The sequence below is a fragment of the Pseudomonas sp. ICMP 10191 genome, from assembly GCF_001467335.1.
Taxonomy (GTDB): Bacteria; Pseudomonadota; Gammaproteobacteria; order Pseudomonadales; family Pseudomonadaceae; genus Aquipseudomonas; species Aquipseudomonas cerasi.
In genome coordinates this window covers 32,501-47,385 of sequence record NZ_LKGW01000104.1, presented here as the reverse complement: position 1 = coordinate 47,385, position 14,885 = coordinate 32,501, and the positions used below count along the sequence as shown (strand labels likewise).

18 protein-coding genes and 1 pseudogene (1 of these 19 cut by a window edge) are annotated in these 14,885 nt (G+C 58.6%); 11 read left to right on the top strand and 8 right to left on the bottom strand.

Features of this window, described 5'->3' with window-relative positions:
- From AO388_RS11290 to AO388_RS11260, 7 genes and pseudogenes are all read left to right on the top strand, one after another.
- A complete protein-coding gene (locus AO388_RS11290; RefSeq protein ID WP_058416469.1) occupies positions 1-546 on the top strand; it encodes a hypothetical protein in 546 nt (181 codons plus the stop codon).
- Between the two features lie 110 nt (positions 547-656).
- On the top strand, positions 657-1,202 hold the full coding sequence (locus AO388_RS11285) for a glycoside hydrolase family 19 protein (RefSeq protein WP_003433193.1): 546 nt from the start codon (positions 657-659) through the stop codon (positions 1,200-1,202).
- A pseudogene (locus tag AO388_RS11280) lies at positions 1,199-1,682 on the top strand (lysis protein). Before AO388_RS11285 ends, AO388_RS11280 begins: the two are co-directional and overlap by 4 nt.
- 409 nt (positions 1,683-2,091) lie before the next feature.
- On the top strand, positions 2,092-2,691 hold the full coding sequence (locus AO388_RS11275) for an aminodeoxychorismate/anthranilate synthase component II (RefSeq protein WP_003433192.1): 600 nt from the start codon (positions 2,092-2,094) through the stop codon (positions 2,689-2,691).
- A 21-nt stretch (positions 2,692-2,712) separates the two neighbouring features.
- Positions 2,713-3,762: an anthranilate phosphoribosyltransferase gene (gene trpD, locus AO388_RS11270; protein ID WP_003372695.1), complete on the top strand. Its 1,050-nt coding sequence runs from the start codon at positions 2,713-2,715 to the stop codon at positions 3,760-3,762.
- A complete protein-coding gene (trpC, locus tag AO388_RS11265) occupies positions 3,759-4,595 on the top strand; it encodes an indole-3-glycerol phosphate synthase TrpC (RefSeq protein ID WP_058416468.1) in 837 nt (278 codons plus the stop codon). The genes trpD and trpC overlap by 4 nt, the downstream gene beginning before the upstream one ends.
- Positions 4,596-4,629: 34 nt before the next feature.
- Complete coding sequence (locus AO388_RS11260; protein ID WP_003433189.1) at positions 4,630-5,325, top strand: lipoate--protein ligase family protein; 696 nt, start codon at positions 4,630-4,632, stop codon at positions 5,323-5,325.
- Positions 5,326-5,336: 11 nt separating this feature from the next.
- On the opposite strand, the gene crp is transcribed toward AO388_RS11260, so the two are convergent.
- Positions 5,337-5,981 (bottom strand): cAMP-activated global transcriptional regulator CRP, encoded by a 645-nt coding sequence (gene crp, locus AO388_RS11255; RefSeq protein ID WP_003433187.1) that lies wholly within the window; start codon positions 5,979-5,981, stop codon positions 5,337-5,339.
- Positions 5,982-6,183: 202 nt separating this feature from the next.
- Between crp and AO388_RS11250 the strand changes: the two genes are divergently transcribed.
- Both AO388_RS11250 and speD read left to right on the top strand, forming a co-directional pair.
- Positions 6,184-6,606, top strand: a complete 423-nt coding sequence (locus tag AO388_RS11250) for an OsmC family protein (protein ID WP_003372688.1) — start codon at positions 6,184-6,186, stop codon at positions 6,604-6,606.
- 242 nt (positions 6,607-6,848) lie between these two features.
- Positions 6,849-7,643 carry an adenosylmethionine decarboxylase gene (gene speD, locus AO388_RS11245; RefSeq protein ID WP_003316303.1) on the top strand — a complete coding sequence of 265 codons (795 nt, stop codon included), beginning with the start codon at positions 6,849-6,851 and terminating at the stop codon, positions 7,641-7,643.
- 68 nt (positions 7,644-7,711) lie between these two features.
- On the opposite strand, the gene coq7 is transcribed toward speD, so the two are convergent.
- The 5 genes from coq7 to hemJ all read right to left on the bottom strand — a co-directional run bounded on the left by coq7 (position 7,712) and on the right by hemJ (position 11,198).
- Positions 7,712-8,359, bottom strand: a complete 648-nt coding sequence (coq7, locus tag AO388_RS11240; RefSeq protein WP_003433185.1) for a 2-polyprenyl-3-methyl-6-methoxy-1,4-benzoquinone monooxygenase — start codon at positions 8,357-8,359, stop codon at positions 7,712-7,714.
- Positions 8,360-8,480: 121 nt separating this feature from the next.
- Positions 8,481-8,819: a histidine triad nucleotide-binding protein gene (locus AO388_RS11235; protein WP_003316306.1), complete on the bottom strand. Its 339-nt coding sequence runs from the start codon at positions 8,817-8,819 to the stop codon at positions 8,481-8,483.
- 103 nt (positions 8,820-8,922) lie between these two features.
- On the bottom strand, positions 8,923-9,699 hold the full coding sequence (locus tag AO388_RS11230; RefSeq protein WP_003372679.1) for an SDR family NAD(P)-dependent oxidoreductase: 777 nt from the start codon (positions 9,697-9,699) through the stop codon (positions 8,923-8,925).
- Positions 9,700-9,756: 57 nt separating this feature from the next.
- A complete protein-coding gene (locus tag AO388_RS11225; protein ID WP_058416467.1) occupies positions 9,757-10,671 on the bottom strand; it encodes a DUF805 domain-containing protein in 915 nt (304 codons plus the stop codon).
- Between the two features lie 98 nt (positions 10,672-10,769).
- Positions 10,770-11,198: a protoporphyrinogen oxidase HemJ gene (gene hemJ, locus AO388_RS11220; RefSeq protein ID WP_003316309.1), complete on the bottom strand. Its 429-nt coding sequence runs from the start codon at positions 11,196-11,198 to the stop codon at positions 10,770-10,772.
- 133 nt (positions 11,199-11,331) lie between these two features.
- Between hemJ and argC the strand changes: the two genes are divergently transcribed.
- Both argC and erpA read left to right on the top strand, forming a co-directional pair.
- Entirely contained in the window at positions 11,332-12,366 is a 1,035-nt protein-coding gene (gene argC / locus AO388_RS11215) for an N-acetyl-gamma-glutamyl-phosphate reductase (protein WP_003433179.1), read from the top strand.
- Positions 12,367-12,465: 99 nt separating this feature from the next.
- Positions 12,466-12,816, top strand: coding sequence for an iron-sulfur cluster insertion protein ErpA (erpA, locus tag AO388_RS11210; RefSeq protein ID WP_002551953.1), 351 nt, complete (start codon positions 12,466-12,468; stop codon positions 12,814-12,816).
- A gap of 62 nt (positions 12,817-12,878) precedes the next feature.
- Here the strand turns inward: erpA and AO388_RS11205 are convergent, their stop codons facing one another.
- Together AO388_RS11205 and AO388_RS11200 are read right to left on the bottom strand one after the other, a co-directional pair.
- Positions 12,879-13,973: an anhydro-N-acetylmuramic acid kinase gene (locus tag AO388_RS11205; RefSeq protein ID WP_032609444.1), complete on the bottom strand. Its 1,095-nt coding sequence runs from the start codon at positions 13,971-13,973 to the stop codon at positions 12,879-12,881.
- 3 nt (positions 13,974-13,976) lie between these two features.
- Positions 13,977-14,885: the 3' portion of a peptidoglycan DD-metalloendopeptidase family protein gene (locus AO388_RS11200; RefSeq protein WP_003433174.1), read on the bottom strand. 516 nt of this gene lie beyond the right edge of the window; only the last 909 of its 1,425 coding nucleotides appear in the window; the start codon falls outside the window, past its right edge — the gene reads right to left on this strand; the stop codon is at positions 13,977-13,979.

The window sequence follows — 14,885 nt, the reverse complement described above, 5'->3', positions numbered from 1 at the left end:
ATGAACACAGTAATAAGTGCGCGAAACCCTCGCTGGGCCGATCTGGCCCATACCTCTATCGTCCTGTCGGTGATTTTCGAGGAAACAAAGGATATCTTCGGTGAGGTGCCTTTTGCTGCCTCTGCCCAAGACCCTGAGCCACACGGTGTAGACCTTTTCAATCGTGCAGTTGCAGGCGAATTTGGCGAGATTCTCGAACCCACCGAGCAGATGGTTCAGGCGCAGGTAATGTGTCAGCGTGGTATTTACTCGGCCGAGGTCACTGCGAAAGTCAACGAATTGGTTGCCGATCTGGATATGTTGCAAGATGCCATAACGTTGGACATGGCCACTGACGATCAGCGTAAATCACTGCCTGCTGTAAAAGCCGAGCTCGACGCGCTGCGCCTGTACCGGGTGCAACTTGCCCAACTCGAGACACTGCCAGGCTATCCAATGTCGTTCGATTGGCCGGTGCCGCCTGCAACTCCATTTGTATACGTTAAGCCGTCTGAGGCACCGCCGTTGTCAATAGGCGTAAGTGAAGACGAACTGCCCAAGCCATAACGCCCCGCACTGACGGGGCGTTGTTTTATCTGCCGTTCAACTTGCTTTTACACAGGGGACTTTATCGGCTCAGAGGGCGGGTAAGTCCCGTAACCCCTGTAGGAGGACCAATGCCTATCAACCAGCAACAACTACTGCAAATCCTCCCCAACGCCGGCCCTAAAGCCGGCGTTTTCGTTCCTGCTCTCAATACCGCCATGGCCCGTTACGCCATCGACACTCGGCTGCGTATCGCCGCGTTCATCGCTCAGATCGGGCATGAATCCGGGCAGCTTCGTTATGTGCGCGAGCTGGGTAGCGACAGCTATCTGGCCAAGTACGACACGGGCCAGTTGGCGCTGCGTTTGGGCAATACGCCAGAGGCAGATGGTGACGGTCAGTTGTATCGGGGCCGTGGGCTGATTCAGGTGACGGGGCGGACCAACTACGAGGCGTGCGGGGAGGCGCTCGGACTGGACTTGCTTGCCCAGCCGCAACTGCTCGAACAACCCGACCACGCCGCTATGTCGGCGGCATGGTTCTGGGACAGGGCCAACCTCAATGCGCTGGCAGACAAGGGTGATTTTCTGATGATCACCCGCCGCATCAACGGCGGTACCAACGGCCTGGCGGATCGGCAGGCGCTTTACCAGCGGGCATTGGAGGTGCTGCCGTGAAAGTGCTGGATATGCGATTCCTGATCCTCGCATTCGTGCTGGGGTCAGGGCTGGGTACATGGGCCGCCTGGAAATGGCAGGGGGCCCGNGACGTGGCAGCGCGAGCGCGAGCAGGCGGCGCTCGCGCTAGTCGACTGGCAGAACGCCGAGCAGGCACAACGACGGGCGCTGGAAGTCCGTTTGCACACCAACGATACAACCATCCACAAGGAGTTGAGCGATGCACAGACTGCTCAGGCTCGTTTGCGTGATCGCCTGGCTACCGCTGATTTGCGGTTGTCAGTCCTCCTCGCCAACAGCCCCGCAAACCGTGATGGCATGCCAGCCGGCACCGATACCGGCGGCGTGGTTCATGGAAGCTCGCGAGGCGAACTTGACCCAGCGGCTGCTGGACGAATTGTCGCCATCACCGACTACGGCGATCAGGGATTGATCGCTTTGAAGGCCTGCCAAGCCTACGTGCGCGAGATTGCGCACTGATGTTCCTCTCGGCTCCCCACCCTCGGCCATCGTGCCCCTGCCTCAATCCCGCCTCCGCGAGGAGGCGCGGCCCTCTTTTCAGCCTTTAACCGCTTTTCAATCAGCGCAGCCCGGTACATTCATATTGCACCGGCCGATTCGGTACGCTAATGTCCTGAAACGTACCGATGAGACCCCTTCCGTGACGACAGTCAGCAAGCTTTTGATGCGCGTTATCAAGGCTCACGCCCGTTGGCGTTGGCGCGCCTGACTATTTCCTTGCCGGCCCTGCCGGTCCCGTACCTGTATGCCTTCGATTTTGTGATGTTTTTCTCCGTCCCCCGGCCTTATGGCTGACGAGGGGATGCATGAGTGAAGCAGAATCCGGAAGGCCTGAATCAAGTCAGTAAATCAAAAGGTTGATAGCAAAATGCTGCTGATGATCGATAACTACGATTCGTTTACCTACAACGTCGTGCAGTACTTTGGTGAGCTGGGGGCAGACGTCAAAGTCATTCGCAATGACGAACTGAGCATCGCCGAGATCGAAGCCCTGAACCCGGAGCACATCGTGGTCTCGCCTGGCCCGTGCACGCCCAATGAAGCCGGCGTCTCGCTGGATGTGATCAAGCACTTCGCGGGCAAGCTGCCGATTCTGGGCGTGTGCCTGGGGCATCAGTCCATCGGTCAGGCCTTTGGCGGCGACGTGGTTCGTGCGCGTCAGGTCATGCATGGCAAAACCAGCCCGGTCATTCACGAAGATGGCGGGGTGTTCGATGGTTTGAATCATCCGCTGGTGGTCACCCGCTACCACTCGCTGGTGGTCAAGCAGGATACGCTCCCCGACTGCCTGGAAGTGACGGCCTGGACCGCGCTGGAAGACGGTTCGGTCGATGAGATCATGGGCCTGCGCCACAAGACACTGAACGTCGAAGGGGTGCAGTTTCACCCCGAGTCGATCCTGACCGAGCAGGGCCACGAGCTGTTCGCCAATTTTCTCAAGCAGAGTGGCGGCCATCGTCAGGGCTAAGGATTTTTTATGAGTACCCCCATGAATATCAAAAGCGCGCTGAATCGCGTGGTCAACCAACTGGACCTGACCACTGAAGAGATGAGCGATGTCATGCGCGAAATCATGACCGGCCAATGCACTGAAGCGCAGATCGGTGCGTTTCTGATGGGCATGCGCATGAAGAGCGAAACCATCGATGAAATCGTTGGTGCGGTTTCGGTGATGCGCGAGCTGGCCGGCAAGGTCGAACTGAAAACCCTGGACGGCGTGGTCGACATCGTGGGGACGGGCGGCGACGGCGCGAACATCTTCAACGTGTCGACGGCTTCTGCCTTCGTCATCGCAGCCGCCGGTTGCACCGTGGCCAAGCACGGTAATCGTGCTGTCTCGGGCAAAAGCGGCAGTGCCGATCTGCTTGAGGCTGCCGGGGTTTATCTGAACCTCACGCCTGTTCAGGTGGCGCGTTGCATCGACAGCGTGGGCATCGGTTTCATGTTCGCCCAGTCTCATCACACGGCCATGAAGCACACGGCCGGGCCGCGCCGCGAGCTGGGCCTGCGCACACTGTTCAATATGCTCGGCCCGCTGACCAATCCGGCGGGTGTTCGTCACCAGATCGTCGGCGTGTTCAACCAGGCGCTGTGCCGCCCGCTGGCCGAGGTGCTGCTGCGTCTGGGCAGCAAGCATGTGCTGGTGGTCCATTCGCAGGACGGCCTGGATGAATTCAGCCTGGCCGCACCGACCTTCGTGGCCGAGCTGAAAAACGGCGAAGTCACTGAATACTGGGTACAGCCCGAAGACCTCGGCATCAAAAGCCAGAGCCTGTACGGCCTTGCCGTGGAAAGCCCGGCGGCTTCGCTGGAGCTGATCCGCGATGCACTGGGACGCCGCAAAACCGAGAACGGCCAGAAAGCTGCGGAGATGATCGTGCTCAATGCCGGCGCCGCGCTTTATGCTGCAGATCACGCCACCAGCCTGAAAGAGGGCGTGGCCCTGGCACACGATGCGCTGCACACTGGCCTGGCGCGGGAAAAACTGGAAGAGCTGGGTGCCTTCACGGCGGTATTCAAGCAGGAGAACGAAGCATGAGTGTGCCAACCGTACTGGAAAAGATCCTCGCCCGAAAGGCCGAGGAAGTTGCGGCTCGTCGTGCGATTGTGAGCCTGGCCGAGCTTGAACAACAGGCAGCCCGGGCCGACGCGCCACGTGGCTTTGCCAAGGCATTGATCACTCAGGCCAAGGCAAAGCAGCCTGCCGTTATCGCCGAGATCAAGAAGGCCTCGCCAAGCAAGGGCGTCATCCGCGAACACTTCCTGCCGGGCGAGATCGCCAGAAGTTATCAGGCCGGTGGCGCGACCTGTCTGTCAGTGCTCACCGACGTGGATTTCTTTCAGGGCGCCGATGGCTATCTGCAGGAGGCCCGTGCAGCGTGCAACCTGCCGGTGATCCGCAAGGATTTCATGATCGACCCTTATCAGGTGGTCGAAGCGCGTGCATTGGGCGCTGACTGCATTCTGCTGATCGTGTCGGCACTGGAAGACGCGCAAATGGCTGAACTGGCTGCCGTTGCCAAGAGCCTGAATCTGGATGTGCTGGTCGAGGTGCACGACGGCAACGAGCTGGACCGTGCACTCAAGACGCTCGATACACCGCTGGTGGGCATCAACAATCGCAACCTTCACACGTTTGAAGTGAGCCTGGAAACCACGCTGGACTTGCTGCCACGTATTCCGCGTGATCGCCTGGTCGTCACCGAAAGCGGCATTCTCAATCGTGCGGATGTCGAGCTGATGGAAATCAGCGATGTCTATTCGTTTCTGGTGGGGGAGGCCTTCATGCGTGCCGAACACCCTGGCGCCGAGCTGCAGCGGTTGTTCTTCCCTGAGCGCAAAATCGCGGTAAGCGCTTCGTCCATCGACTGAGCGCATTGAGCTGAACACCCTCCCGAGGTCCGGCATGCAAGACGCGATCATCGACATTTGTGTCGAACAAGGCCTGCAGGCCGAGCAGGATCTTCTCGCCTCGGTATGCTCCGGGGCGGCAGATCACGGGCTGCTGTTCTGGCGACCCAATGATCGAGCGCTGGTCATGCCACGGCGGATGAGCCGGTTACCAGGTTTTGCCGAGGCCAGCGAGACCCTGTCGGACAATGCATGGCCCGTCCTCTTGCGTGAAACCGGCGGCGAGCCAGTGCCACAGTCCTCTGCCACGCTGAACATCGCGCTGGTCTATGCGCAGCCGCACACTGATGTCGATCGTGACCGCATAGAAACCGCCTACCTGCGATTGTGTCAGCCGATTCTCGATCTGTTGAGCGAGCTTGGCGGCAAGGCTTCACTGGGTGAGGTGGCAGGCGCATTCTGCGATGGCCGCTTCAACGTCAATCTCGATGGTCGCAAGATGGTTGGAACGGCTCAGCGCTGGCGTCAGAGCCAGGGCGGAACGCGTCCTGTAGTGCTGGCGCATGGTGCGCTGTTGCTGGATAACGAGCGCGTCCAGATGGCCGCTGCGGTAAACCGCTTCAATGAGCTGTGCGAGCTCGAGCCGCGTGTTCAGGCCGAAAGCCACATCGCCTTGTACGAAGCGTTTCCGGGCGCTGATGTCCTGGAGCGTCTGGCGCAGGCTTACCGGAAACTGCTCGCCGGGCTCTGAATAGCAAGGGCTCAGCGTGTCCCGTAGACCACCATGGTCTTTCCTTTGACGTTGACCAAGCGCTGTTCTTCAAGGGCCTTGAGCACACGTCCGACCATTTCCCTTGAACAGCCGACAATGCGTCCGATTTCCTGTCGGGTAATCTTGATTTGCATGCCGTCCGGATGAGTCATTGCATCCGGCTGCTTGCACAGCTCGAGCAACGTGCGAGCCACTCGCCCGGTGACATCAAGGAACGCCAGATCACCCACCTTGCGCGTTGTGTTGCGTAGGCGCTCGGCCATCTGGCTGCCGAGCGCATACAGAATTTCCGGCTCTTGCCTGGTCAGCTCGCGGAACGTGTCATATGAAATCTCGGCCACTTCGCACTCTGTCTTGGCCCGCACCCAGGCGCTGCGCACGGATTCCTTGCCCGGTTGCTCGAACAGGCCCAGTTCGCCGAAGAAATCCCCGCTGTTGAGGTAGGCGACGATCATCTCCCGGCGCTCGTCATCCTCGATCAGAACCGTGACTGAACCCTTGAGGATCAGAAACAACGACTCGGAGCGCTCACCGGCATTGATGATGTTGGTTTTCGCGGGGCAGCGGCGGCGTTCTGCATGGGGCAGCAGCTTGTCCAGACTGTTTGCTTTGGGCGTAAAAGTTATTGCGACCATGCGAGACTTCCGAAATAAGGTGTATGGCCAAATGGCATACCTATAGGTATCGGCTGCGCCTTTATTCTCGCCAGCTTTTCCAGACGTGTAGGAAGCTATTTGCGAACATTCCTACGCGTTTCCTACAAAAAGCATTTCTTTCGGGCAGCTTTTGGCCCTGTGCTAAGCTGGCGACCCCTTTTTTTACAGTGGAGTCTTGGCGATGAAGGCACGCATCCAATGGGCTGGCGAAGCCATGTTCCTCGGCGAATCCGGAAGCGGTCATGTGGTGGTAATGGATGGTCCGCCGGAAAGCGGCGGTCGCAACCTGGGTGTACGCCCTATGGAAATGGTCTTGATCGGTCTGGGTGGCTGCAGCAACTTCGATGTTGTGAGCATTTTGAAGAAGTCGCGCCAACCCGTCGAAAGCTGCGAGGCGTTTCTGGATGCCGAGCGTGCGGATGAAGACCCGAAAGTGTTCACCAAAATCCACCTGCACTTTGTCGTCAAGGGGCGCGGGTTGAAAGAAGCGCAAGTCAAGCGCGCGATCGAACTGTCCGCAGAGAAGTATTGCTCTGCCTCGATCATGCTCGGCAACGCGGGTGTGAAGATCACTCACGATTATGAAATTGTCGAACTGGGCTGAACGCCAGACATCCAACGATCATAAAAACGGCGCACACTCTGGCAGACGGCTTCGGACGTCTGCATAATGCGCCACTTTTTACGGGCGCAGCATGTATTGGTTTTCTGCTGCCGGTCCGAACAGACAACCAAAATCGCCAACGCGAAGAGGTGTTAACCGTCCTACGCAGATGAGCCGGGCTCACCTGACGGGCATGCTTGATCACGCGGCTGGCGCCGCACCCATATAGAGAGTTTTTAACGGTGAAAAGCAAACTCAAGCTCCACGGGTTCAATAACCTGACAAAGACCTTGAGCTTCAACATTTATGACATCTGCTATGCGGAAACCCCGCAGGACCAGCAGGCGTATGTCGAGTACATCAACAGTGTGTACGACGCAGAACGCCTGACGCGGATTCTGACTGATGTTGTCGATATCATTGGTGCCAACATCCTGAACATTGCGCGTCAGGATTACGATCCACAAGGTGCCAGTGTGACCATTCTGATCTCTGAGCAGCCGGTGACGCCTACCGAAAGCCAGATCGAAGAGTCGCCAGGTCCACTGCCGGAAACCATCCTGGCGCACCTGGACAAGAGCCATATCACGGTCCACACCTACCCGGAAATCCACCCGGTTGACGGTATTGCCACGTTCCGCGTGGATATCGATGTGTCGACCTGTGGCGTTATTTCACCGCTCAAGGCGTTGAACTACCTGATCCATAAATTCGAGTCGGATATCGTGACGGTCGACTATCGCGTGCGCGGCTTTACCCGTGACGTGGAAGGCAAGAAGCACTTCATCGACCACGAGATCAACTCGATCCAGAACTACCTCTCCGAAGACACGCGCAACGGTTACCAGATGACCGACGTGAACGTGTATCAGGAAAACCTGTTCCACACCAAGATGCTGCTCAAGCAGTTCGAACTGGACAACTACCTGTTTGGCGACGCCACCAGCAACTTGTCTCCCGAGCAGCGCGAGCAAGTGACCGCCAAGGTCAAACACGAAATGCTGGAAATCTTCTACGGCCGCAACGTCGCCGTATAAGCCTGGATTCCGGACATTAAAAAGGCGCCTGATTCAGGCGCCTTTTTATGGGCGTTGTATACGCCTCGTCAGATGCGATAAGTCGACTTGGTCATGACCTTGGCCAGCACACTCATGCCGAACTTGACCGGTGCCGGGAAACGAAAACCGCCTGCCTCCAGTGCGGATTCAGCGTGGTGTTCTTCATCGCTGAGCATCTGTTGCAGAATAGCCCGGGACTTTCCGTCCTCGGTCGGCAGTTGCTCCAGATGTTCAGCCAGGTGCTTGCAGACCTGATCTTCAGTCGCCGCGACAAAACCCAGGCTGACCCGGTCGCTGATAACACCGGCTATTGCGCCCATCCCGAAGGACAGGCTGTAGAACAGCGGGTTCAGCACACTGGTATGGCTGCCAAGCTGATGGATGCGCTGTTCGCACCAGACCAGATGATCGATTTCTTCTTCAGCCGCATGCTCCATCGCCTTGCGCACCTTGGGCAGCTTTGCCGTCAGGGCCTGGCCTTGATAAAGCGCCTGGGCGCAGACTTCGCCGGTATGGTTGATGCGCATCAGACCCGCGACGTGGCGCGTGTCGACTTCGCTCATCTTGTGTTCGGGCTGAACGACGGCTGGGGAAGGGCGCTGCGAGTGCGCGCTGGACGGCAGCAAGGTGCGCATCGCGCTGTCGGCTTGCAGTAACAGACGGTCGAGGGGGGAGTATTGACGTTCGGTAGCCATGGGCACCTCCGGAAGATCATGCGGGCAGTTTACCCCAATCGGCCGGAGCGGGCAGGGCTTGTGTGGTCCGACCAGCGCTGATCCCACCCGCTGGTCGGCCGGAAAGCCCGAAAACGCTGGCTCAGCCCGGTGGCCAGTTCATCTGACGCTGACCGAGTACGTGCATGTGAATGTGGTAGACGGTCTGCCCGCCCAGCTCATTGCAGTTCATCACCACGCGGAAGCCTTCTTCGCAGCCCAGTTCGAGGGCCAGACGCTGCGCCGTGAACAGAATATGCCCGGCCAGGCCTTTGTCTTCCTCGGTCAGATCGTTCAGGGTGCGGATAGGCTTTTTCGGGATAACCAGAAAATGCACGGGTGCCTGTGGGGCGATGTCGTGAAAGGCCAGTACCTGATCATCCTCATAGATGATCTTCGCCGGGATTTCCCGATTGATGATCTTGGTAAACAAAGTGTCCACAGCCGTTTGCTCCTTGTCGGTTGATGGTCGTCACAGGGTATCGCTGTGCTTCAGCGCGTCCGAGTGTACTGAGCGGGACGCGGCTCGCCCAGCCGTTTGTCGCTCAGCGCGGGCAGTATTTCTTGTTGATATAGCCGCTGATCTGGCGAGCCAGCCAGCGTGAAACCAGGCGCGGGCCGAGCGTCCACAACCGGTTACCGAAACCGGGAGTGATCACCGCACGGTTTTTTGCCAGCGCGCGAACGGTATACAGCGCCACTTCTTCCGGGCTCATCAGGTTATCCACATTGACCTGCAACTGCGCGGTGCGAAAAAAAGCCGTCCTGGTCGGACCGGGGCACAGCACCGAGACCTTCACCCCGGCCTTCTTCACTTCCTCGCGCAGCCCTTCGGAAAAATGCAGCACATACGCCTTGCTCGCGTAGTAAGTGCTCATCCATGGCCCAGGCTGAAACGCCGCCACCGAGGCGATGTTGAGTATCTGGCCGCCGCCCTGAATGGCCATCAGGTTGCCGACCGTGTGGCACAGGCGCGTCAGGGCCAGGATGTTCAGATCGATCAGGTCCTGCTCGGCACTCCAGTCCTGAGCCAGAAAAGGTCCGCATGTGCCGATGCCCGCAGCGTTGACCAGCAGATCGATCTGGTGGGCACCGTCTTCCAGCTCCAGCAGAAAGCCCGAGAGCCTCAGTGGCTCGCCCAGATCGCATGCTCGAAACAGCACTTCCACGCCAAAACGCTGAGTCAACTCCAGTGCAATTGTTTCCAGCAGGTCGCGCTGGCGGGCGACCAGGATCAGGTTGCGACCGCGACGTGCCAGCGCTTCGGCCATCGCCAGGCCTATGCCGCTGGACGCGCCGGTGATCAGGGCGTAACGGGTCATGCAGTTCTCCATTGAGCGTGTTGCGACCGGCAGTCTGCCGAACCGTGGGGCAGTCTATTACTTGTCGCTTTGTTCTTCGGGCTCTATGTTGACATCCGCTGGCGCGGTCAAGGCACTGTCGCGGCTTTCTTCGTCGTCATAGGGGAGGGATTGCTCGTATTCATCGGTCTGCAATTCCAGCTCATCGCGCAGCATGCCTGCGCCGCCAGCGGTGAGCACCATCACGACTATGGGGATGAGTAACACCCAAAGAATCGCCAGTGTCTTCACACCTCTGGAGTTCGGTGGCGGCGGTGGGCCGAAAGCGTTGGGACCTTTTGTTCCGGGCAGCAGGATCATCAGGAACGGGAAGACGCTGCCTACGAACGGCACCATGGTCAGCAGCAGAAGCCAGCCTGACCAACCCAGATCGTGCAGCCGCTGAACGCCGATCTGTGCGCCGATGACCGCGAACACGACGAGCACCACCGCCATCAGCAGGCCACCGGCGACCAGCGAACCGTTCATGACCAGCAGGCACACACCTACCAGCACCAGCGTCGCGGCGCTCAAGACCATGCTCCACGCCAGATAGCGCAAGCGCCCGATACGCCCGTTGATACTCAGCACCTTCAGCGTCGAATGGCCGGGCTGATCAGCGCCAACCTGTGCCTTGGGCGGTGCGTAGGGTGATATGTCCAGATGCGCGGGTTTGGGGGAGGGCTGGCTGACCACTTCATCCAGACTCAGGCTGATTTCAATGTCGGGTTCGATACGCGCTTCGACGCCTGCATCGTTCAGCGCCTTCAGGTAGCGTTCCGCGTCCTCGTAAGCAAGCCCGCGCTTGAGCGCAACGGGTTGACCACTGAACAGTTTCTGCACTGCAGACGGTTCGCTTTTGAACAGCCCCGCCAGGTTGGCCTTTGCGGTGTCGAGCTCGACGCCTTCACGCACCTGCCCTTCAAATACGATCTTGAAGTGTGAATCGGCCATACGGGGCTTCCTTGTCTTTAAATGGAAAACAATGCCGGGCGCCTGTCTGAGACAGGGCGCCCTGCCGCGTTACTGATGAGGCCGGGTGACTCCTGGAATCAGAAGGGTTTGACGATAACCAGAATGACGATGGCGATCAGAATCAGTACCGGGATTTCATTGAACCAGCGATAAAACACATGGCTGCGGCCATTTTCACCACGGGCAAAGCGTTTCATCTGTGCGCCGCAGACGTGGTGATAGCCGATCAGCAGGACAACCAGTGCGAGCTTGGCGTGCATCCAGCCCTGACTGAAATAACCGCTGGGGTCGAAGCTGATCAGCCAGCCGCCGAAGACCAGGGTTGCGATCATTGCCGGGGTCATGATGCCACGGTACAGCTTGCGCTCCATGACGATGAAACGCTCGCGGCTGACTGTGTCCTCACTCATTGAGTGATAGACGAACAGTCTTGGCAGATAGAACAGGGCTGCAAACCAGCAGACCATTGAAATGACATGAAGCGCCTTTATCCATAGATAGAGCATTTTTGATTATTCCCAGGTTCACGGTGGCCGAATAGTAGTGTCTTGTGCGCCCATACGTCACGTTGTCGGTTGTCGCAGAGGCGATAGGCTCCTATTATCGACCGCTTTCCAGTTGTTTCGTTGAGGGCAGGTTATGGTCAAGGTCGGTATCGTCGGCGGCACGGGTTACACCGGGGTCGAGCTGCTGCGTCTGTTGGCACAGCATCCGCAGGCAGAAGTAGTGGTCATTACCTCGCGCTCGGAGGCCGGCATGCCAGTCGCCGAGATGTATCCGAACCTGCGCGGGCACTATGACGGCCTTGCGTTCAGCGTGCCTGACGTGAAAACCCTGGGTGCCTGTGACGTTGTGTTCTTCGCCACGCCCCACGGTGTCGCTCATGCCCTGGCCGGTGAACTGCTCGCGGCAGGCACCAAGGTGATCGACCTGTCTGCCGACTTCCGTCTGCAGGACCCGGTCGAGTGGGCCAAGTGGTACGGCCAGCCTCATGGTGCTCCGCAACTGTTGGAAGACGCGGTGTACGGGCTGCCGGAAGTCAATCGCGAACAGATCAGGAACGCGCGACTCATCGCCGTACCGGGTTGCTATCCGACCGCTACCCAGTTGGGTTTCCTGCCGCTGCTTGAAGCCGGTATTGCCGATAACACTCGTCTGATTGCCGACTGCAAATCTGGCGTGAGCGGCGCTGGACGTGGTCTGAACATCGGTTCGCTGTACTCGGAAGCCAATGAAAGCTTCAAGGCCTACGCCGTGAAGGGCCACCGTCACCTGCCTGAAATTACCCAGGGGCTGCGTCGCGCAGCGGGTGGGGATATCGGCCTGACGTTCGTGCCACATCTGGTGCCGATGATTCGCGGCATTCACTCAACGCTCTATGCAACGGTCACTGATCGCTCGGTGGACCTGCAGGCACTGTTCGAGAAGCGCTACGCCGATGAGCCATTCGTGGATGTGATGCCAGCAGGCAGTCATCCCGAAACCCGCAGCGTGCGTGGCGCCAACGTGTGTCGCATCGCAGTGCATCGTCCGCAGGGCGGCGATCTGGTCGTCGTGCTTTCGGTGATCGATAACCTGGTCAAAGGTGCGTCCGGTCAGGCAGTGCAGAACATGAACATCCTGTTCGGCCTTGATGAGCGCGCCGGGTTGTCTCATGCGGGCATGATGCCGTAAGGGCTGCCGCCGTCCAGCAAATAGTTGACCGATTTTCTAGGAGAAGCGGATAATGCCGTCATTACGCATTACGACGGCTAACGCCGGGAGATATCTGACATGAGTGTCGAATCCTTCACGCCTACCGCTTTGGAGTTCACTCCAAATGCAGCGCACAAGGTGAAAACCCTGGTCGACGAAGAGGGCAATGATCGTCTCAAACTGCGTGTATTCGTTACAGGTGGCGGTTGCTCAGGTTTTCAGTACGGTTTTACTTTCGATGAAGATGTGGCAGACGATGACACCATCGTCGAGCGCGAGGGCGTAAGCCTGGTTGTCGATCCAATGAGCTTTCAGTACCTGGCCGGCGCAGAAGTCGATTATCAGGAAGGGCTTGAAGGGTCGCGCTTCGTGATCAAGAACCCGAATGCCTCCACGACCTGTGGTTGTGGCTCTTCGTTTTCGATCTGATTGAAGCTTGCTGTAAACAAAAACGCCGCTCATTGAGCGGCGTTTTGCATTGTGGCATCGCGTCAGGCGGGGTAGATGGCGCCCAGAACGCGTCTGCCTTTGGCGCCGGTCACCGTCGGACGGTTGGCCGGAACGCCTTCGAGGCAACAATGAGCCAGCCAGGCAAACGCCATCGCCTCAACCCAGTCAGGGTCTACGCCGAACTTCTCGGTACTGCTGACCTCGGTGCCGGGCAGCAGTTCTGCGAGGCGTTTCATCAGCGCCTTGTTATGCGCACCGCCCCCACAGACCAGAAGCTCCCGGGTAATCGCTTGCGCCGATTGCAGGGATTCGGTGATCGTCAACGCCGTCAGTTCCAGCAGAGTGGCCTGCACATCCTCGGGCGCCAGGGTTGGCAACTGGAACAGATGGTGGTGAACCCAGCCCAGGTTGAATACTTCCCGGCCTGTACTCTTGGGGCCCTTGGTCAGGAAAAACTGATCGCTGAGCAGTTTCTTGAGCAGCGCAGAATCAACCTTGCCGCTCGCCGACCATGCGCCATCCTTGTCGTAGCTCTCGTGGCGCTGTGATTGTATCCACGCATCGAGCAGGACGTTACCGGGTCCGCAGTCGAAGCCTTCGACCGGGCGATCGGACTCGATCAGGCTCAGGTTACTGAACCCGCCGATGTTCAATACGGCGCGATGATCCTTGTTGTCGTCGAACAGCGCTTCGTGGAAAGCCGGTACCAGAGGGGCGCCCTGGCCGCCTGCTGCGATATCGCGGCGGCGGAAGTCGCTGACCACGGTAATTTCAGTCAGCTCTGCCAGCAGCGCAGGGTTGCCGATCTGAATGCTGTAGCCGCGCGCGGGCTCATGGCGAATAGTCTGGCCGTGGCTGCCGATGGCGCGAATCTGAGCGGGCACCATGTTTTGATCTTTTAGCAAGGTATGCACGCCCTGTGCGACCAGCCTGCACCACTTTTGCTCTGCAATTGCAGCACGCGCAAGCTCATCAGCGCCGCTGGAGCAAAGCCCCAGCAGCTCGGCATGCAGGTCTTCCGGCATGGGGATGTAGTGAGTGGCCAGAAGCCTTGATCGGTCATCCTGCTTCAAAAGGGCGATATCAATCCCATCGAGACTGCTGCCGGACATCACACCTATATAGAAGAAGTCCATGGATTACCTTTTATTCGAGGCCAGCGTGGTGGCTTTTTCCTGGTCCATGCGTGCCATCAACGGCTGGCTTTGCTGCATGAACCGCTGTTTTTCGGATTTGGCGATCGGGTCCGCCATTGGGAGCTTCTGGCCCAGTGGATCTACGTGAACGCCATTGACCTGAAACTCATAGTGCAAGTGTGGGCCTGTGGACAGGCCGGTAGTTCCAATATAGCCGATAACCTGACCTTGCTTGACAGTGCCGCCGGTCTGTATGCCTTTGGCGAAGCCCTGCATGTGGCCGTACAGCGTGCGGTAGGTGTCACCGTGCTGAATGATAACGGTATTGCCGTATCCGCCACGGCGGCCGGCGAGCAGCACCTTGCCATCGCCGGTTGCCTTGATCGGCGTACCGCGTGGCGCTGCGTAATCGACGCCTTTATGGGCGCGGATCTTGTTGAGGATCGGGTGCTTGCGGCCCATCGAGAACATCGAGCTGATGCGGGCGAAGTCTACCGGGGTACGGATGAAGGCCTTGCGCATGCTGTTGCCATCAGCCGTGTAGTAATTGGTATTACCTTGCTTATTAGTGTAACGAACGGCGGTGTAGGTCTTGCCCCGGTTAGTGAAGCGGGCGGACAGGATATTCCCTGTACCTACGCTCTTGCCGTTGACCACTTTCTGTTCGTATACCACATCGAATTCATCACCCTTGCGGATGTCCTGCGCGAAGTCGATGTCGTAGCCGAAGATGTTGGCCATGTCCATCGTCATGCTATGAGTCAGGCCGGCACGTTGCGCGGACTGCGACAGGGAGCTGTTGATCACCCCGTGGACGTAGACGTTACGCACGTTGGGCTTGCTGATTTCGCGATTGAACGCGTAGCCCGTTGCCGTCTTCGACAGGCTAATGGACTCGACTTCGCTGAGCTT